Below are 18018 nucleotides of genomic sequence, written 5' to 3'. Positions count from 1 at the left end.
TCAGACCTCGCGGACCTCGTGCTCGGCGTCGACGGCGCCCCCGCGGCTCACGTCGACGTCGGGCTCCTCCTGGGCCAGGCGCTCGGTGAGCGTCTCGTTGTCCGGGTCGTCGCTGGTGATCAGCTCCGCCGTCGCGTTGGTCAGGTTGTAGTCCGGCTCCCAGCCGGACTCGTCCTGGTCGTCGCGCATCAGCGTGTCCGTCGTCAGCACCTCGGAGTCGTCCTGGGGGGCGGCGTCGGGGTCGACCTGCTGCAGGTCCGGGTCGTCCAGCGGGTCGAGGTCCGGGTCGTTCGCTTCGTAGGACTGGTCACTCATGGTTCCAGCCTGCCCCCTCAGAACTCCTCGTGCACGGCGGGATCCTGTCCGCTGGTGCGCTCACCCCGTTCGAGGGCGTCGATCGCGGCGACCTGCTCGGGGAGGAGTTCGAAACCGTGCACGTCCAGGTTGGCGACCAGCCGTTCCCGGCTGGAGGCCTTGGGGATCGTCACGACGCCCCGCTGCAGGTCCCAGCGCAGCACGACCTGCGCCGGGCTGACGCCGTGCGCGTCGGCGATCGAGACGATCGCGGGTTCCTCCAGGATCCCGGTCCCGGCCCCCAGCGGCGACCACGCCTCGGTGACGACGCCGCGCCGGGAGTTCTCGGCGACGACGTCGGCCTGCTGCAGGCGCGGGTGGAACTCCACCTGGTTCACCGCCGGCGTCGGCAGCCCCGCGTCCGCCAGCGCCTGCAGGTGCTCGGGCAGGAAGTTGGAGACCCCCACGTGCCGGGTCAGGCCCTCGGCCTGCATCTCGACCATGGCGCGGTAGCTGTCGACGAACTTGCCGAGCCGGGGCAGCGGCCAGTGGATCAGGTACAGGTCGACGTGGTCGAGCTGCAACCGGTCCAGGCTGGCGCGCAACGCCTTCCGTGCCTGCTCGTACCCCTGGTCGGCGCCGCGGAGCTTCGTCGTGACGAAGAGTTCGTCACGCGCGAGCCCGGCGTCGGCGATGCCCTGCCCGACGCCGACCTCGTTCTCGTACTTCGCGGCGGTGTCGATGAGGCGGTAACCCACCTCGATCGCCTCGGCGACGACGCGGCGAGTGGTCGCGTCGTCGTTGCGGGCCGTGCCGAGGCCGATCTCCGGCAGGTCCAGCATCACGCCTCCGTGGGTCGCAGGGTCAGGCTGATCGAGTTGATGCAGTAGCGCTGGTCGGTCGGCGTCGGGTACCCCTCGCCCTCGAAGACGTGCCCGAGGTGCGAGCCGCAGTTGGCGCAGCGCACCTCCACCCGGCGCATGCCCAGGGAGTCGTCCTCGAGCAGTTCGACGGCCTCGCTCTGCTTGGGGTCGAAGAACGAGGGCCACCCGCAGTGCGAGGCGAACTTCTCGTTGCTGGTGAACAACTCGGCGCCGCAGCCGCGGCAGGCGTAGACGCCCTCGGTGGTGGTGTTCTCGTACTCGCCGGTGAACGGACGTTCGGTCCCGGCCTGGCGCAGCACGTGGTACTCCGCGGGGTCCAGCTCGGCCCGCCACTGCTCGTCGGTCTTGCTGACGTTGTAGGACTTGGTGCTGGTCTGGGGTGTGTGCGCGGTCATGTCCCGATCAACCTCCTGCCGGTGACGGCTGTTCCTCAGCCCAGTCTCGTGGTGCCCGCGTACACGTGCAGCACCGGCACGCCCAGGCTGTCGCGGGCCTTGGAGGCCCAGTCGGCGTGGAAGGTGTCCTCCACGGCGTGCGGGCGGGTCACCACCACCAGTTCGCGGGCGTCCGGCTCCTCCGCCAGCGCCTGGCGCACCGCGGGCAGCGGATCGTCCTCGGTCGTGCGGCCCTGTGCGGTCAGACCCTGCGCCCGCAGCCTCTCCAGCGTCACGCGCAGCGCCGTCTCGGCACCGGCCCGGGCCTCGCCCGCGTCCGGCTGGCCCTGGCGCAGGTCGGCCAGGGCCTCGCGCAGCTCGCCCAGGCTCAGCCGGTCCACGACGTCGGCCAGCAGGCTGCGGTGGGTGTCGGCCGGCACGAGGACCAGGTGCCGCACGTCCTGGCCCTCGGCACGCTCGGCGGCGTGCAACTGGGCCACGTTGCGGGCGTCGACCTCGCCGAACGCCGCCTCGGTGAGCACGACCACGGTCCAGGGAGCTGTTCCAGGCACGACCGCGACCCTAACGGGGCTGCCCGCGCCGGGCAGCGCGAGCGCGATCGCGGCACCGGCGGGGGTGCCGACGCCGGGCCGCACGACGTCGGGCAGGATCGGGACGTGATCAGCGCCGTGTCCCCGCGCGTGCCCCCGCGGTGGGTCCCGCTCACGGTGCTGTTCGGCGCGGCCGGACTCGCGCACCTGCTGCGGCCGCGGGGGTTCGACGCCATCGTCCCGCGGGTGCTGCCCGGCAGGGCGCGCGCCTGGACGACCTGGTCCGGCGTCGCCGAGCTCGCCCTCGCCGCGGGGTACGCCGTCCCCGCCACCCGGCCGCTGGCGTGCCGCGCCGCCGTCGCCTTCCTGCTGGCGGTCTGGCCGGCCAACGCCCAGATGTGCGTGGACGCCTGGCGCACCGGATCGCCCGCCCGCCGCGCGGTGACCACGGCCCGGCTGCCCCTGCAGGTCCCGTTGCTGCGAGCGGCGTGGCGGGCCGGGTCGTGATGATCAGCGGAGGTCGCAAGGTGGCCGCCCTGAGCGCGGTCGCCACGGGAGTGGCCGCCACGCTCACCGGCGCCGCGCTCACCGGCGTGGCCGCCGGGTTCGCCCGCGCCGTCGTCACCCCGCGCCGGCACAAGCCGGACGACCTGGAGGTCCTGCAGGCCGGTCCCCGCCGGGTCGTGCTGACCGCCACCGCCGACACCGTGGTGCCGGGCCGGTACGGCGTGTGGACCGAGGCCGGCCGCGGGCACTTCCGGGTCGGGGAGGTCCTGGAGGCGACGCCGGAACGGGTCACCCGCGAACTGCTCGGCGTGGACTCCGGGACCGTGGTGCCGGGCTCGGCGCGCTGGAACCAGTACTACTACGCCGGGAACCCGACCCGGGCGCTCGGCCTGCCCCACGAGGACCTGCTGGTCCCCAGCGAGGTCGGCGACCTGCCGTGCTGGTTCGTGCCGGGTGGCCCGGGCAGCTCGAGCGACACCTGGGCCGTCCTCGTGCACGGCCGCGGCGCGACCCGCGAGGAGGCGCTGCGGGCCGTGCCCGTGCTGCACGAGCTGGGCCTGCCGTGCCTGGTGCCCAGCTACCGCAACGACGCCGACGCCCCGGAGGCGGGACCCGGCTTCTACGGTCTGGGCGACACCGAGTGGGTCGACGTGGAGGCCGTCGCCCGGCACGCCCTCGACCACGGCGCGCGCCGGCTGCTGGTGGTCGGCTGGTCGATGGGCGGGGCGATCCTGCTGCAGTTCGTCGCCCGTTCGCCGCTGGCCGAGAAGGTCGCCGGCCTCGTCCTGGACGGCCCGGTCGTCGACTGGTACGACGTCCTGGACCACCAGGCCCGTCAGCGCGGGGTTCCGGTGCGCCTGGGGCGCTACGGGTTGCAGTTGCTGGCGCACCCGCTGGGCCGGCGGCTGGTCGGGGTCCAGGGGCCCGTCGACCTGCGGAAGATGGACTGGGTCACCCGCGCCGAGGAACTCGTGCTGCCGGTGCTGCTGGTCCACTCCGACGCCGACGACTACGTGCCCTCGGGTCCTTCGCAGCGGCTGGCGCAGGCCCGCCCGGACCTGGTGACGTACGTGGCCAGCGGCACCGCCCGGCACACCAAGGAGTGGAACGTCGATCCCGGTCGCTGGGAGAGCGCGGTCCGCGAGTTCGTCACGGCCAGACTGGAGGCGGGTTCGTGAGCGTTGCCCGGGCGTTGTGGACCACGGGGCCGGGACGGGTGGAACTGCGTGAGGAGTTCCTGCCCGTCATCGGCAACGCCGACGTGGAGGTACGGACCGAGTTCTCCGCCGTCAGCCGCGGCACCGAGGCGCTCGTGCTGGCCGGCGCCGTCCCGCAGAGCCAGCACGACACGATGCGGGCCCCGTTCCAGGCCGGGGAGTTCCCGTACCCGGTCAAGTACGGCCACCTGTCGGTCGGGACGGTCACCCAGGCGGGCCCGCGGGTCCAGGACATGGTGGGCCGCAGGGTGTTCTGCCTGCACCCGCACCAGGACCGGTACGTCGTGCCCGCCTCCTCGGTGCTGGCGGTGCCCGCGGCCGTGCCGGCCGGGCGCGCCGTGCTGGCGGGGATGCTGGAGGCGGCGGTCAACGGTGTCTGGGACGCCGGACTCGGCATCGGGGACCGGGTCAGCGTGGTGGGCGCGGGAGTTCTGGGGCTGCTCGTGGCGACGCTGGCGGCGCGGACGCCGGGTACCGACGTCGAGGCCGTCGACGTGCGCGCGGACCGCTCGCGCACCGCCGCGGCGCTGGGTTTCCAGCTGGTGGCCCCCGACGACGCGCGTCGCGAACGGGACGTCGTCCTGCACACCAGCGGGACCGGTGCCGGCCTGACGACCGGGCTGGGTCTGCTCGGCGACGAGGGACTGCTGGCCGAACTCAGCTGGTACGGCGACCGCAGCGTCGAGGTCGGGCTGGGGGAGGGTTTCCACTCCCGCCGGCTGACCGTCCGGGCCTCGCAGGTCGGGCGGGTGCCCCCCGCGCGGGCGCCGCGGTGGACGACGCGCCGGCGACTGGCCCTGGCGCTGGACCTGCTGGCCGACGAACGGTTCGACGCGCTGCTGGACGGCGAGACGCCGTTCGAGCAGGCCGCCGACGTCCTGTCGCAGATCGCCGCGCCCGGCGCCGACGCCCTGTGCCACCGCTTCCGCTACTGAACGTCGTCGAGGGGTTCGCGTGGACTCCCCGGCCGCCCGCGAGCCGAGGGGGGCCGGTCGCGGGGTTCGAGCGCGATGTCACCGCGTGCGCGGTGATCGGGCGTGAGGTCACCGCGCGCCGAACGGGGGCGTCAGGGGGTTTGAGCGCGATGTCACCGCGTGCGCGGTGATCGGGCGTGAGGTCACCGCGCGCCGAACGGGGGCGTCAAGGGGTTTGAGCGCGATGTCACCGCGTGCGCGGTGATCGGGCGTGAGGTCACCGCGCGCTGGAACCGCCCGCAACTCAGACCTCCCGGTTCGGTCCGGAGTTTCGAGCCTTCCGCGCTGTGACGTCCCTCACCCACGGTTCGCCGCGGCGCGTCGGGTCGGGTTCTAGGCCGTTCGGGTGATACCCAATGATGTCGATTTGTAGAAGCTTCGTCACTGCGTGTAACGTCACTGGTTGTCGACGACCCCCTGTCGGCTCCCCCTCGAGTTTGTAACCCCCGGACTCGGGCCCCCCGCTCGAAACGCGAGACCATGCGAAGCCTCCCCACGACCGGATTCGCCCTGCTCTGCGCTGCAGGGTTGATCACGACGACGGCCGGTGCCGCCGAAGCAGCCACGTCGTACAGCGCGAAGAGTTCCGTCAACGTCTCGGGAACCACCGTCACCGCGACGACCACGTTGTCCGCCAGCCCCACCACGGTCGCCGAGGTGGCCGGCGTCTGCGCCCGCGACGCGCAGGGCCGCAACGTCGACTTCGGCAAGTGGCGCAACGTGCGCCTCACCACCAGCGGCACGAAGATCACCGCTGACCAGAAGCTGCCCGCCGGGACCTACAGCTACTTCTCCTGCGTCTACGCGGGCGGGCAGTGGCACAACGTGGGTGCGACCAAGACGTTCACGGTGCCGTCATCGTCCACCCCGGCGCCGACCCCGACGCCGACCCCGACGCCGACCGCGACGCCGACCGCGACGCCGACCGCGACGCCCACCCCGACGCCCACCCAGACCTCGGGTGGAACGGCGATGCCGTCGGGCACTTCGCCTGGCTGGCAGCAGGTCTACGCCGAGGACTTCACCGAGGACGCGCCGGTCGGGAGCTTCCGCAGCACCTACCCCGAACTCGGTGACTACGGCGACGCGACGCCGGACACCTCGAAGAACGGCTGCTACAACAACGGCGCCAACGTCTCCGCGCACGACGGCATGGCCGACATCCACCTGCGCACGGTAAACGGCTGCCCCTCCGGTGGCGTTCTCGTCCCGAACAACTGGGGCGCGCAGACGTACGGCAAGTACTCCGTCCGCTACCGCGCCGACGCCGCGAACGGGTACGGCTCGGCGTTCCTGCTGTGGCCCGCGTCGAACAACTGGGCCGAGGGCGAGATCGACTTCCCGGAGAGCCCCTTCAACGCCAAGCAGTACATGGTGACGTTCAAGGTCGGTTCCCCCGGAACCGTCGCCTACAAGAACTACTCCGACGCCTCCTGGCAGGACTGGCACGTGGCGACCACGGAGTGGACCCCGGGCCTCATCGTGTTCAAGATCGACGGCAAGGAGGTCGGCCGGACGACCCAGGGCGTTCCCACGACGCCGTTCCGGTGGGTCATCCAGGCGGCGACCGACGGCGCCAGCAAGCCGTCGGCCGACGTCGAGGGTCACCTGCTCATCGACTGGATGGTGCAGTCGAAGCGCGCCTGACCGCGTGGCAGGAGGAGTCGTTCCGCGTCGCCCCGACGCGGGACGGCTCCTCGTCGTTCACCGGAGGCGTCGTTCACCGGAGGCGTCGTGCGCCGGCGGCCGGCCGGGCACGTCTTCACCCACCGTTCACCCTCCGGCCGGGTCCTGCGGGGAACGGCCGGCTCCGTCGCGGCGTTGCTCCAGCCACAGGCGCCAGAGTCGGGCCTGCGCCCGTGACGTCGCGGGCGACCGACGTCACGGAGGACACGATGGTCAAGCAGCGCATCGGGCGGGGACCGCTGACCGTGGCCCTGGAGGAACACGGGACGACCGAGCCCCGGCTGTACGTGCGCGACGGCAAGGGGATGGTCGTCGTCATGCCCGTCCCGGCCGACACGCTGCCCGACGTGCGCCGCCACGTGCAGGACCCGGGGCCGGCGCAGGCGTGCGACGTCGAGCTCGTCGACGACCACGGGCAGCCGGCGTCGCGGTGGGGGAGTTTCGCCTACCGCGGGGCGGCCGCCGCCCTCGCCGCGGTCCTGATGGGGATCGACCGCAGCCTGGCCGGGGTGCGGTTCGTGGCTCCGACGCTCGCCGTGGCGTGACGGCGGACCCCGGCGCCGCGAAACCCCTCGCCGGTTCCCGGCAGCGGCACCGGACTGCTCGGCGACTCACCTCGGCCCCGCGACCCGGTCCGCGGGCCGGGCGGTCCACGGCAGGGACAGCTCGCTGAACAGGGCCCGCCGCTCCACCGCCAGGTGGACGGCCTCCTCGACCCCCGGCAGTTCCACCCGCTCGTCCCCGTCGGCCAGACCGACGGTTCGCGTCCAGCGCCCGTCGACGGCGCGCGGTGGCGTCCCGGTGACCACGGCGTCGAGCACCCGGACGAACCCGCCGGAGTCCTCCAGCGCGGACACCGGTGGCCGTCCCTCGGACACGGCGGCCAGCAGGTCGTCCAGCAGGTTCACCCGGGTGTGCCGGGTGACCAGCGGAGGACGACCGGGACGTTCCTCCACCGCGACGTCGAGCGTGTAGTACAGGGTGATCCGCCCCTGGCTCCCCTCGACGCGGACCCAGGGCTCACCGCGCTCAGCCGCGGCCAGCGTCACGGCCGCCAGCACGTCCGGTCCCGCGACCAGCCGGATGCGGGCCGTGGAGGTGTCGTCGGCCTCGATGTCGTTGACGTGGAACAGGTCGCACTGGACCTCGGCGACGTCCTCGACGCGCCGCGCACCGGCCAGGGCAAGGACGGTGGCGACGGCGTGGGACAGCGGGTTCGTCAGGACACCGTCCCCCACGACGTGCCCGTCGAGGACGCGGTGGCCGGCCCACGGGGTTCGCCGGTAGTAGCTGCGGGGCCGTACCCAGCACCCTGCGGCGGAGTAGCCGGTGACCTCACCGATGCGCCCTTCCGCCACCCGCGCCCGCACGTGCGTCACGGCCGCCGAACCCAGGCTCTGGAAACCCACCTGGCACGACCGGCCGGTCTCGGTCGCCGTGCGCAGCAGCGCCTCGAACGAGGGCAGGTCCGACGTCGGGGGTTTCTCGACCAGGACGTGGGCACCGGCCCGCATCGCGTCCTGCGCGAGCGCGGCGTGCGTGTGCAGCGGTGTGCTGACCACGACGACGTCCGGTTCCTGCGCCGACAGCAGCGCGCCGAGATCGGCGTGCCGCGCCGTTGAGGCCGGCAGCGGGCCGGTGCCCGGTTCGTCGATCCGGGGATCGGCGACGCCGACGAGGTCCAGCGCCCCGTCGCGGTGCCGCGGGAGGAGGACCTCGAGGTGGCGGGCTCCGTAGCCGTGCACGCCGACCAGGGCCACGCGGGGGGTGCTCACCGGACGTTCCCACCTTCCACCAGTCGGGCCGCGAGCTGCTCGAGCTCCTCGCCCCTCGGGGCCGGGCCGTCGCCGACGAGGACCGAGACGTCCTGGACGAGCGGCGCTGCCGGCGCGATGCGGAGCCGTTCGCCCACGGCGAGCGCCGGCCCGAAGCCCACGTACCCCGAGCTCCTGACGAACCACGGTCGCGGCACGCCGTGCTGCACGGCCAGCAGGTGCGCGGACGTGGAGGCCACCAGGAGCCACGGCGAGGCGGAGCCGTGGGCACCGCCGGTCCGGCGGTCAGCGGATCCGGTGCCGACGCGCACGGTGGTGCGCGCCCCGTCGAACCCGGTGCGCCAGAACCAGCCGCCGTAGAAGGCTCCCTCGCGGCCGTTGGTCGCCGGACTGCCGATGGACAGTTCTCGCACGGGTTCCACGACGCTGCGCCACTCCAGCACCCAGCCGCGGTCACCTGGTGCGGGGGAGGCGGTCAGCGCACGGTCCTCGACGGCCTGAAGTCGCGCGTGCTCGTCGCACCACTCGACCCTCTCGCGGCGGGTCGCCCCGTCGATGGCGACGTCGGTGGTCCGTTGCCGGCCGTGGTTGGGCAGCAGCGTGGAGCCGGCTCCCCGGACGTGGGTGCGCCCGCCCCAGTGGTTGGTTCCGGCGAGGTCCGGAACGGCCATGCTCACCCCCAGGTGGTGGCGGTGGTCGCGCGGGGCGACGTCGGTGACCACCGTTCCCCCCAGGGTGCGCACGGGGTGCGCGAAGGGCCGTGGGGAACTCCGGCCGGGCACCCGGTCCCCGGGGTCCACGGTGAGCAGCGGGCACCCGTCGGCGTACGCGACCGGCCCGTCCCAGCGGGCCGCGCCGAGGCGGGTCACGAGGCTGTCCGCGGGGCCACGCCGGTGCTGCCGCGCACGATGAGCTGCGGGCGGAACACCGTCGAGGGACGCGCGGCCTGCCCGTCGATGGCGGCTCGCAACGTGGCCCAGACGACACGTCCGGTGCCGGGCAGGTCGACCGAGACCGTGGTGAGGCTGGGCGAGCTGAACCGGGCGAACATGATGTCGTCGAACCCCGTCACGGACAACTGCTCGGGAACCCGGACACGTTGCTCCCCGAGCCGGCCGAGCAGCCCGAGGGCCACGACGTCGTTGAAGGCCATCACGGCGCTGGCCCCGGACGCCTCGACCGCGGGCCAGGCCTGGTACCCGTCCTCCATCGTCGACCCGCACGGCAGCTGGACGACTGCGACGCCCGGGTGCTGCGTGGCGATGCGCGCCAGACCGCGTTCGCGCGCGCGCTGGGAGGCGCTGCGCGACGGGCCGGCCAGGTAGGCGAGCCGCCGGTGGCCCAGGGAGATCAGGTACTCGGCCACGGCGACGATCCCCGCCTCGTAGTCGACGCTGACCGAGCAGACGCCGGGAACCCCCGACTCGCGGTTCACGACCACGGCGGGCGCCAGGCCGGCCAGGACGTCGGCCAGTTCGGCGTCGCCCATGCGCGGGGCGCACAGGACGGCGGCGTCGCACCGCTTGCGGGCGTCGCGGACCAGCACCGCCTCCTTGCCGGCGTCCTCCTGGGAGTCGGCCACCAGCACCAGGTACCCGTCGGCGGCGGCGGCGGTGTGCAACCCCTGGAAGACCTGGTGGAACATCGGGTTGCCGAGGTCGGGGACGAGCATGGCCACGGTGCGGGTGACGCCCGACGACAAGGACCGGGCCGTTCCGCTGGGGACGTAGTCGAGTTCACGCACCGTGGCCCGGACGCGTTCGGCGAGGACCTCGTTGACGCTGGGGGTCCCGTTGACGACGCGCGAGACCGTGGCGCTGGAGACACCGGCCGCACGGGCGACGTCCAGGATGGTCGGGGGTCGTGACCCGGTGCGCCGCGTCCGCGGCGCCCGCCTGGCGGCGCTGTCCACGCCGTCCGTCACGGCCGGTCCTCCGGCTCGGCCAGGAGCGCCGTGTCGAGTCGGAACGGCCCGAACTCGGCCGTTCCCGGTGCACCACCGAGGGGTGCGGCGGCGAACAGTGCCAGTTCGGCACCGATCCAGTGGCCGGCTTCGGGCCGGACCGCGTCCAGGACCGTGACCCAGCGCTGGTCCTGCTGCCACCGCAGGGCGACCGTCACCCTCACCGGGTCCTGCTCGTCGGATCCCGCGTGCGCTCGCACGTCGAGCCGCACCTCGAGCCGGGTGCCGGCCGGGACGGCGGCGATCTCGCGCACCGTCTCGTCGAAGGACCCGGCTGAGCGCTCGGCAGCCACGACGACCAGCCGGTCACCGGAGCGCGCCAGCCCGGCCCACAGGTAGGCCCGTCCCAGGACCGTGAGCCCGGCGCGGGCTCCGTCCGGTCCCTCCAGGCGCAGCGACGTCGTGGCCACCGCGTCGATCCCCGGCAGGGGCTGCCCCAGGACCTGCGGCAGGGACCGGAGGTTGCCGGTGTCGTTGGGCAGTGCGGTCAACCGCAGTCGCCCGTCGCCGGTCTGCGCCCACCGCCGGCCGGGATTGGCCTGCCAACGCCACTGTGGACCGGGTCGGCCCGAGGCGTCGGCGCCGGGGGTCGTGAAGTCGTCGTCCCCGCCGGGGTAGCGCGACCCCTGCGTGGTGCCGTGCGGTGTGGGGTGGCGCGCGACGGGGACACCGCACGTTCCCGCGTCGGCGGCGTCGCCGATGACCGGCCAGCCGTCCTCCGCCCAGCGCAACGGCTGCAGGTGCACCACCCGGCCCACGGGGCCGAGGTCCTGGAAGTGCAGGAACCAGTCCGTCCCGTGCGGGGTGTCGATCCACGCGCCCTGGTGCGGGCCGTTGACGGTGGTCCCGCCCCGGGTCATGACGATCCGGTGCTCGTAGGGTCCGCGCACGTCACGGGCCCGGAACACCGACTGCCAGCCCGTGGCGACGCCGCCCGCGGGCGCGAAGATCCAGTAGTACCCGCCGCGCCGGTGGACCTTGGGCCCTTCCAGGGTGTGGCAGCCGGGGACGTGCTCGCCGTCGACGACGGTGGTGCCCGGTCCGGTCGCCCGGGTCAGCCCGGGATCGACGGGGACCAGGGTCAGCCGGTTCTTCACGCCGCTGCGGCTGCGGGCCCAGCCGTGGACGAGCCACGCGCTGCCGTCCTCGTCCCAGAACGGGCAGGGGTCGATGATGCCCAGGCCGGGCAGCAGGTTCCGAGGCGCGCTCCACGGGCCGGCCGGATCGGTCGCGCTCACGACGGACACCCCGCGGTCGGGGTCGGGGTAGGTGATGTGGAAGGTGCCGTCGTGGAACCGGATCGCCGGGGCCCAGACCCCGCCGCCGTGCCGCGGCAGGGTGAAGGCGTCCGCAGGGGGCACGGCCGGCAGGGCGTGCGTCAGCAGGTCCCAGTTCACCAGGTCCCGCGAGTGCAGCACGGGCAGGCCCGGGGACCGGTTGAAGCTGGAGGTGACGAGGTAGTACTCGTTCCCGACCCGGACGGCGTCGGGGTCGGGCCAGTCGGCGGCCAGGACCGGGTTGCGGTAGAGGGGGTGCTGGTCGGGGACGCTCACTTCAGGCCCGTCGTCGCGATGCCGTTGAGGAGGTAGCGCTGACCGATGAAGAAGAAGGCCACGACCGGCAGCAGGGAGACGACCGACATCGCGAACATCGGCCCCCAGTCGCTGGCGCCCTCGGCGGACATGAACTGGCGCAGGGCCAGCGGGACCGTGAACAGGTCGGAGTCGGTGAGGTAGAGCAGGGGGCCGAAGAAGTCGTTCCAGCTGGCGATGAAGGTGAAGATCGCGACGGTGGCCATGGCCGGGATCGTCAGCGGCATGATGACGCTGAAGTAGGTGCGGTAGGGGCCGCAGCCGTCGATCTTCGCGGCCTCCTGCAGTTCCATGGGCAGGGCCCGCATGAACTGCACGAGCAGGAAGACGTAGAACGAGTTCGTCGCCAGGAAGGCCGGGACGGTCAGGGGCAGGTAGGTGTTGACCCAGTCCAGCTTGGCGAAGATGACGTACTGCGGGATGAGCACCACGTGCGCGGGCAGCAGCATCGTGCCGAGCATCGCCGCGAACCACGTGCGGCGGCCGCGGAAGCGCAGCCGGGCGAACGCGTACGCCGCCATCGAGCAGGACAGCAGGTTCCCGGCGATGTTGGCCACCGCCAGGATCAGCGAGTTCACCAGGTACAGCTCGAAGGGGTGTTCCAGTGCGTTCCAGCCCGCGGCGTAGTTGCCGAGTTCGGCTCGGGCCGGCAGGAGGCCGGTGTCGGAGAAGACGTCCGTGCTCGGCTTGAACGACGCCGAGAGCATCCACAGCAGCGGGTAGAGCATCACGAGGCCGACTCCGACCAGGATGCAGTGACGCAGGAACCGTGTCCGCGCGGTCCCGGTCAGCTCCTCCTGGTAGCCCTCGGTCCGCAGTCGGGACGTCGCCGAGCGCAGTCCCCGCCCGAACGCCGAGCGCCTGGCCGGTCGCTCCACCACCGTCTCGGTGGTCGCTGTGTCAGTCATCGTAGAACACCCAGTACTTGGAGACGAGGAAGTTGAGAGCCGTGAAGAACGCGATGACGATGAACATCACCCACGCCAGGGCGGAGGCGTACCCCATGTCGAAGCGCTGGAACCCCCACTGGTACAGGTAGAGGTTGTAGAACAGCGTCGACTCGGCCGGGCCGCCGGTGCCGCCGGAGAAGACGAAGCCCTGGGTGAAGGTCTGCAGCGACCCGATGAGGCCGAGGACGAGGTTGAAGAACATCACCGGGCTCAGCAGCGGCAGGGTGATGGACCGGAACTGGCGCCACCAGCCGGCCCCGTCGATCGAGGCCGCCTCGTAGTACATCGCGGGGATCTGGCGCAGGCCGGCCAGGAAGATCACCATCGAGGCGCCGAAGGACCAGATGCTCAGCGTCACCAGGGTCACCAGCGCCCAGTCGGGGTCGGTGACCCAGCCCGGCCCGGTGATGCCGAAGACGCCCAGGAACTTGTTGACCACACCGTCGTAACCGAAGATCGACCGCCAGAGCATGACGATCGCCACGCTCGTGCCGATGAGCGAGGGCAGGTAGAAGGCCGACCGGTAGAACTTCAGCCCCCGCACACCCTTGTTGAGCAGCATCGCGACGGCCAGGGCCGACACGATGGAGGCGGGGACGGAGAGGAACGTGTAGACGAGCGTCACCTTCGAGGCCGTGACGGCCTTCGGGTCGTCCAGCATCCGGGTGAAGTTCTCGGCCCCGATCCAGGTCGGGGACTGCAGGAGGTTGTAGTCCGTGAACGCCAGGTACAGCGACACCCCGAACGGGATGACCGTGAACCCCAGGCCGAGGAACCAGGGGAGCAGGAAGACGTAGGCCGCGCGTTCCTCGCTGGCCGCGGCCTGGTTGACGGGGCCACTGCGTCGCCACCGCGTCGGTCGTGGTGGGGACGGATCGGGCGGCAGGGCCTGGACCGATCCGACGGTCGTGCCACTCATGGTTCCTCCGGGCGATCGGGTTCAGGCGCTGAGTTCGGACTCACCAACGCGGATGAGGGCGTCGGCCGCCTGCTCGGGCGTCATGCGGCCGAACTCGATCTCCACCGACACGGTGCCGATCTCGTCGGCCATGGCCGTGGCTCCGCGAGGGTAGACGTACATCGTCGGGAGGTCCTCCTCCTGCAGGGCCAGGAGGTACTCGGTCGCGGCCAGGTCGTCGGGGTGCAGGTCCGCCTTGATGGACTCGGTGACCTCGCGGTTCGGCGGGACCCCGCGGGTCGTCATCATCTCGGTGTAGGCCTCGGGGTCGTTGACCAGGTAGTCCAGCAACGCCGCGGCCTCGGCGGGGTGATCGGTCTGGGACGACAGCGACCACAGCATCGAGCAGTCGATGGAGTGCCCGCGCCGCACCCCCGTGGTCTCCCCGGGCATGCGCAGGATGAGCAGGTCACCGTCGCTCGCGGCGTTGTAGGCCTTGAAGTTGTTCGTGGCGAAGAACTGCGAGGCGACCTTGTTCTGGGAGATCAGTTGCTGTTCCGCGCTGTTGCCCTGGACGTCGGAGTACCCGGGCGGGGGCAGGGCGCCGCTGGCGCGGAAGCGGTTGTTCATCGCGTACCAGGCGGCGATGCTCTCGCGGGAGGCGCCGAACCCGGCGTCGGCCGTGTAGAAGTCCTCGCCCTGCTGCCGGGTCCAGGTGATGTTGGTGGTCTCGGCGACCGTGGAGTAACCGGAGCCGTAGACGGTGGCCCCGGTGTTCTCGGTGATGCGCCGGCACATCTCCTCGTAGTCCTCCCAGCTCCAGTCCAGGCCGTCCGGCAGTTCGAGGCCGGCGTCCAGGAGGTGCTGCTTGCGGAACACGACCCCCAGCGTGTTCAGGCCGGCGGCCACGCCGTAGAGGGTGCCGTCGACGGTGCCGAGGTCCAGGACGCTGTCCTCGACCGTCGTGGTGTCGACCTCTGCGGTGGACAGGTCCATGAGCGCGCCGCGCGAGGCGTACTCGCGCAGGCCGCGGTTGGGCACGGCGAACAGGTCGGGGGCGTCACCAGCGGCGATGCGGGTGGCGAGCTTGTCCTGGTAGGGGCCGGAGTCCTGGTACTCGGTGCGGACCGTGATGCCGGGGTTCTTCTCCTCGAACCGTCGCACGGCGGCCTCGGTGGCCTCGGCGCGGGCGGCGTCACCCCACCACACGAAGGACAGTTCCACCGATCCGTCGGAACTGCCGCCGCTGTCGTTGCTGAAGCGGCCGCAGCCGGCCAGGGCCGTGGTGCCGAGCGCGGCGGCGCCGAACGTGAACGCGCGCCGGCCGACGGCGCGGGTTCCGGTGACGCGGGAGCCGGTCACCTGTGAGTGGTCGGTGCGGGGGGAGGGTCGTTCGGCGGGTGTCGGCATCGACGTCCTGTCCCTTCCAGGGGATGGGTCGCGCACGGGGCTGCGTGCGACGGATGTGCGGGCTCACGGGTGGGCGGCCGGTCCACTTCGACCGGCGGCGTTTCGCAGTGCCGGAGAGGCCGGACCGCGGTCGTCCGGTCTCTCGTGCCAGGACAGTAACCGCTTCCCGAAAGCCGCGTCCAGACCTCCGAGCAACCGCTTTCCGCCGAGGTGCCGAAGAGTCTTCCCAAGCGGCGATGCCCCGTGCGACAGTGGGCCGCGACAGGGAAAGCGGTTGCTCCCGGTCGGTGGAACGGCGCGCCGGATGCCGACCCGCGGAGGACGTCGACGACGGCGCGCCCTCTGGAGCGACCGGCAGCGGGGCGGCCGTGGACGGGCCGCGACGTCGGGCGACACGGAACTCCGAGATCGGATGGACTGGATGAAGCGCTACGTGGTGGTCGGAACCGGCGGCCGGTCGCAGATGTACGTCGAAGCCCTGCTCACGACGCACTCCGACGTCGGGCAGGTCGTGGGCTTCGTGGACACCAACGCGGTGCGGATGTCGTACTACGACGAGCTGGTCGCAGCGCACGGCGGCGCACCCGTCCGCCACGCGGCACCGGAGGGTTTCCTCGAGCTGTTGCGCGAGGAACGGGCCGATGCCGTCATCGTGACCAGCCCCGACGTCACCCACGCGCACTACGTCGTCGCGGCCCTGGACGCAGGCGTCGACGTGGTCTGCGAGAAGCCCCTGACGATCGACGCGGCCGGCCTGCGGGCGATCGTCGACGCGGCCGAACGGTCGACCGCCCACCTGACGGTGACGTTCAACTACCGCTACTCACCGAGGAACTCGGTGGTACGCCGACTCCTGCAGGAGGGCGCGATCGGCGAGGTGACCTCGGTCCACTTCGAGTGGTGCCTGGACACCGTGCACGGTGCGGACTACTTCCGCCGCTGGCACCGGGAGAAGGAGAACTCCGGTGGTCTGCTCGTCCACAAGTCCACCCACCACTTCGACCTCGTGAACTGGTGGCTGGACGACGTTCCCGTCAGCGTCTACGCCCGTGGCGGCCTGCGCTTCTACGGCGCGCAGAACGCCGCCCGGCGTGGGCTGCCCCCACGGCCGGAACTGGGCCGGGACGCGCTGGGCCGCGAGGATCCCTACGTCCTGGACCTCGACGCCGATCCGAAGATGCGGCGGTTGTTCCTGGCCGGCGAGCACCTCGACGGTTACCACCGCGATCGGGACGTGTTCTCCGAGGGCATCACCATCGAGGACAACGTCAGCGTCCTCGTCGGGTACGCCCGAGGGGCGTCGCTGGCCTACACGCTGACCGCCCACGCACCCTGGGAGGGCTACCGGGTCGCCTTCAACGGCACCGGCGGGCGCCTGGAACTGGAGGTGGTGGAGCGCAGCCGGGTCGACGCCGCGGCCGTGGCCGCGGGAGCGCGTCCGGGCAAGGACGCACCGGCGGTGGACCCCAGTGCCGCGGCGACGGACGGGACGCACGGGTCCGGGTCCGGCGACCACCGCGAGCGCCGCCCGTGGGGGTCGCGGCTGGTTCTGCAGCCCCTGTGGGAGGCGGCTGCCGAGGTGCCGATCCCGACCGGCGGCGGAGCGCACGGCGGCGGTGACGCGATGCTGCTCGACGACGTCTTCCGCGGCCCCGGCCACGACCCGCTGGGTCGTCCGGCCGGGTACCTCGACGGTGTCCGCAGCGTCCTGGTGGGCGTTTGCGCGAACGCATCGCTGGTCAGCGGAGGAGCCGTCGACACGCGCTCCCACGCGCTGCCCCTGGGGGACGCGCCTCACCTCGTGTGAGGCGACGCCGCCCGGGAGCCTCACTCGTCCGAGACCTGCAAGGGCAGCAGCCGCGTCCCGGTCGCTCCCCGGGCGGCGGCGACGGCCGGCAGTTCGTCCTCCAGGGCGCTCAGCACGTGCGCCGACAGGTCCGTGAAGGATGCCACCGTCACCTCCAGGCGCCGGCCCTTCGTGCCGGCTCGCCACGTGCCGACGACTTCACCGTCGACGAGCAACGCACCCGGCGGAGAGATCGACTTCCACACGGCGGAGTGCCGTTCCTTCGGCACGAGGAAGGCGCGGTCGCGGGCCTGCAGCCAGGGATCGCCCGGCGGCAGCAGGCGCACGCCCCGCGCCGTCGCCCGCGAGCGCAGCGAGGCCTCGTCGTCCGCCAGGGCCGTCACGGTCCGGCCGGCCACCACGAAACCGGCGACGTCGTCGGGCCAGACCGAGCGCACCTCGGCGACGGCGACGCCGAAGTAGGCGGCCACGTCCGCGGGCGCGGCCGGCCCCAGCAGGTGCAGGTAGGAGCGGACCAGGGCGTCGAACCCGGCGCGCGCCGTCGGAGTGCGCAGACCCGGCAGCAGCCGGAACGCCGTCCCGCGGCCCACCCGGACCAGTTCGGCACCACCGGCGAGCCCGGCGTCCTGCAGCACCGACCCGAACACGTGCCGGGCTCCGCACGGCGGGCAGTCGTAGTTCAGGTCGTCGGGGATCCTGTCGCTCACCCCGCGCGACAGTTCCGCCTTGGACACCAAGCCGTCGGCACCGGTGAGCACCTCGCGCACCGCCTCGGCCACGGCGCGGAAGGAGGCGATCCCGAGTTCGGCGCCCTGTCGCATGCGGGAGTTGGCGACGCGCCGGGTGGCGTCCTCGTCGGAGGCGGGCCACAGCGCGTCGGCCACGGCCTGCAGCGACGCGCGCCGGTGCAGGGCGGGGGCGCCGCGGGCCCCCCACACCAGAGCGAGGGTGTCGTCGGGCGCCTGGGCGCCCCGGATCGCCAGCGCGGTCGCCGCGGCGGGGGTGGGCACGTCGGCCACGCCCAGGTCCAGCACGGGCAGGTCGACCGCCAGCACGTCGGTGTGCCGGCGGTCGAGGCCCTGCGCCCGCCAGCGGTGGGCGAGCACCTGGGCGCGTGTCAGGGTGGTCACCCACCC

Annotated in this window: 18 protein-coding genes; 6 read left to right on the top strand and 12 right to left on the bottom strand. The window is 72.8% G+C overall.

The window, feature by feature from the left end; all coding sequences use genetic code 11:
* The 4 genes from ACRYR2_RS06700 to ACRYR2_RS06685 are packed head-to-tail and all read right to left on the bottom strand — an operon-like array spanning position 1 to position 2124.
* Positions 1-315: a hypothetical protein gene (locus ACRYR2_RS06700; RefSeq protein WP_432562061.1), complete on the bottom strand. Its 315-nt coding sequence runs from the start codon at positions 313-315 to the stop codon at positions 1-3.
* A gap of 17 nt (positions 316-332) precedes the next feature.
* On the bottom strand, positions 333-1136 hold the full coding sequence (locus tag ACRYR2_RS06695) for an aldo/keto reductase (RefSeq protein WP_432562060.1): 804 nt from the start codon (positions 1134-1136) through the stop codon (positions 333-335).
* Positions 1136-1573: a peptide-methionine (R)-S-oxide reductase MsrB gene (msrB, locus tag ACRYR2_RS06690; RefSeq protein WP_432562059.1), complete on the bottom strand. Its 438-nt coding sequence runs from the start codon at positions 1571-1573 to the stop codon at positions 1136-1138. Before msrB ends, ACRYR2_RS06695 begins: the two co-directional genes overlap by 1 nt.
* A 35-nt stretch (positions 1574-1608) precedes the next feature.
* Entirely contained in the window at positions 1609-2124 is a 516-nt protein-coding gene (locus ACRYR2_RS06685) for a hypothetical protein (RefSeq protein WP_432562058.1), read from the bottom strand.
* A gap of 105 nt (positions 2125-2229) precedes the next feature.
* On the opposite strand from ACRYR2_RS06685, the gene ACRYR2_RS06680 reads away from it, so the two are divergent.
* From ACRYR2_RS06680 to ACRYR2_RS06660, 5 genes are all read left to right on the top strand, one after another.
* The gene (locus ACRYR2_RS06680) at positions 2230-2610 is read left to right on the top strand and encodes a DoxX family protein (RefSeq protein ID WP_432562057.1); all 381 of its coding nucleotides are present in this window, start codon (positions 2230-2232) and stop codon (positions 2608-2610) included.
* A gap of 20 nt (positions 2611-2630) precedes the next feature.
* Positions 2631-3788 carry an alpha/beta hydrolase gene (locus ACRYR2_RS06675; RefSeq protein ID WP_432562056.1) on the top strand — a complete coding sequence of 386 codons (1158 nt, stop codon included), beginning with the start codon at positions 2631-2633 and terminating at the stop codon, positions 3786-3788.
* Complete coding sequence (locus tag ACRYR2_RS06670; RefSeq protein ID WP_432562055.1) at positions 3785-4762, top strand: zinc-dependent alcohol dehydrogenase; 978 nt, start codon at positions 3785-3787, stop codon at positions 4760-4762. The genes ACRYR2_RS06675 and ACRYR2_RS06670 overlap by 4 nt, the downstream gene beginning before the upstream one ends.
* 567 nt (positions 4763-5329) lie before the next feature.
* The gene (locus tag ACRYR2_RS06665) at positions 5330-6448 is read left to right on the top strand and encodes a glycoside hydrolase family 16 protein (RefSeq protein WP_432562054.1); all 1119 of its coding nucleotides are present in this window, start codon (positions 5330-5332) and stop codon (positions 6446-6448) included.
* A gap of 212 nt (positions 6449-6660) precedes the next feature.
* Entirely contained in the window at positions 6661-7032 is a 372-nt protein-coding gene (locus ACRYR2_RS06660; RefSeq protein WP_432562053.1) for a hypothetical protein, read from the top strand.
* A gap of 66 nt (positions 7033-7098) precedes the next feature.
* On the opposite strand, the gene ACRYR2_RS06655 is transcribed toward ACRYR2_RS06660, so the two are convergent.
* Genes ACRYR2_RS06655 through ACRYR2_RS06625 form a run of 7 tightly spaced genes read right to left on the bottom strand, consistent with a single transcriptional unit; the run spans position 7099 to position 15027 of the window.
* Positions 7099-8262 (bottom strand): Gfo/Idh/MocA family protein, encoded by a 1164-nt coding sequence (locus ACRYR2_RS06655; RefSeq protein WP_432562052.1) that lies wholly within the window; start codon positions 8260-8262, stop codon positions 7099-7101.
* Entirely contained in the window at positions 8259-9131 is an 873-nt protein-coding gene (locus ACRYR2_RS06650; protein WP_432562051.1) for a DUF6807 family protein, read from the bottom strand. Before ACRYR2_RS06650 ends, ACRYR2_RS06655 begins: the two co-directional genes overlap by 4 nt.
* Positions 9128-10186 carry a LacI family DNA-binding transcriptional regulator gene (locus tag ACRYR2_RS06645; RefSeq protein ID WP_432562050.1) on the bottom strand — a complete coding sequence of 353 codons (1059 nt, stop codon included), beginning with the start codon at positions 10184-10186 and terminating at the stop codon, positions 9128-9130. The genes ACRYR2_RS06650 and ACRYR2_RS06645 overlap by 4 nt, the downstream gene beginning before the upstream one ends.
* Positions 10183-11778, bottom strand: a complete 1596-nt coding sequence (locus ACRYR2_RS06640) for a glycoside hydrolase family 43 protein (protein WP_432562049.1) — start codon at positions 11776-11778, stop codon at positions 10183-10185. The genes ACRYR2_RS06645 and ACRYR2_RS06640 overlap by 4 nt, the downstream gene beginning before the upstream one ends.
* The gene (locus tag ACRYR2_RS06635) at positions 11775-12725 is read right to left on the bottom strand and encodes a carbohydrate ABC transporter permease (RefSeq protein WP_432562048.1); all 951 of its coding nucleotides are present in this window, start codon (positions 12723-12725) and stop codon (positions 11775-11777) included. Before ACRYR2_RS06635 ends, ACRYR2_RS06640 begins: the two co-directional genes overlap by 4 nt.
* Entirely contained in the window at positions 12718-13686 is a 969-nt protein-coding gene (locus ACRYR2_RS06630; protein WP_432562047.1) for a carbohydrate ABC transporter permease, read from the bottom strand. Before ACRYR2_RS06630 ends, ACRYR2_RS06635 begins: the two co-directional genes overlap by 8 nt.
* A gap of 21 nt (positions 13687-13707) precedes the next feature.
* Positions 13708-15027, bottom strand: a complete 1320-nt coding sequence (locus ACRYR2_RS06625) for an ABC transporter substrate-binding protein (protein ID WP_432562046.1) — start codon at positions 15025-15027, stop codon at positions 13708-13710.
* Positions 15028-15496: 469 nt separating this feature from the next.
* Between ACRYR2_RS06625 and ACRYR2_RS06620 the strand changes: the two genes are divergently transcribed.
* Positions 15497-16882, top strand: a complete 1386-nt coding sequence (locus ACRYR2_RS06620) for a Gfo/Idh/MocA family protein (RefSeq protein ID WP_432562045.1) — start codon at positions 15497-15499, stop codon at positions 16880-16882.
* Positions 16883-16902: 20 nt separating this feature from the next.
* Here ACRYR2_RS06620 and ACRYR2_RS06615 read toward each other — a convergent pair whose 3' ends face one another.
* Positions 16903-18012: a DNA glycosylase AlkZ-like family protein gene (locus tag ACRYR2_RS06615; RefSeq protein ID WP_432562044.1), complete on the bottom strand. Its 1110-nt coding sequence runs from the start codon at positions 18010-18012 to the stop codon at positions 16903-16905.
* Positions 18013-18018 lie beyond the last annotated feature (6 nt).

Source organism: Kineococcus deserti, assembly GCF_050871945.1.
Taxonomy (GTDB): domain Bacteria; phylum Actinomycetota; class Actinomycetes; order Actinomycetales; family Kineococcaceae; genus Kineococcus.
The sequence above is the reverse complement of the archived record's forward strand: the minus strand, read 5'-3'. Positions and strand labels throughout refer to the sequence as shown.

What these genes read in the sequence shown, in the direction of transcription:
- ACRYR2_RS06700 (WP_432562061.1), bottom strand. Translation starts at nt 315, where the DNA reads ATGAGTGACCAGTCCTACGAAGCGAACGACCCGGACCTCGACCCGCTG.
- ACRYR2_RS06695 (WP_432562060.1), bottom strand. Translation starts at nt 1,136, where the DNA reads ATGCTGGACCTGCCGGAGATCGGCCTCGGCACGGCCCGCAACGACGAC.
- msrB (WP_432562059.1), bottom strand. Translation starts at nt 1,573, where the DNA reads ATGACCGCGCACACACCCCAGACCAGCACCAAGTCCTACAACGTCAGC.
- ACRYR2_RS06635 (WP_432562048.1), bottom strand. Translation starts at nt 12,725, where the DNA reads ATGACTGACACAGCGACCACCGAGACGGTGGTGGAGCGACCGGCCAGG.
- ACRYR2_RS06630 (WP_432562047.1), bottom strand. Translation starts at nt 13,686, where the DNA reads ATGAGTGGCACGACCGTCGGATCGGTCCAGGCCCTGCCGCCCGATCCG.
- ACRYR2_RS06620 (WP_432562045.1), top strand. Translation starts at nt 15,497, where the DNA reads ATGAAGCGCTACGTGGTGGTCGGAACCGGCGGCCGGTCGCAGATGTAC.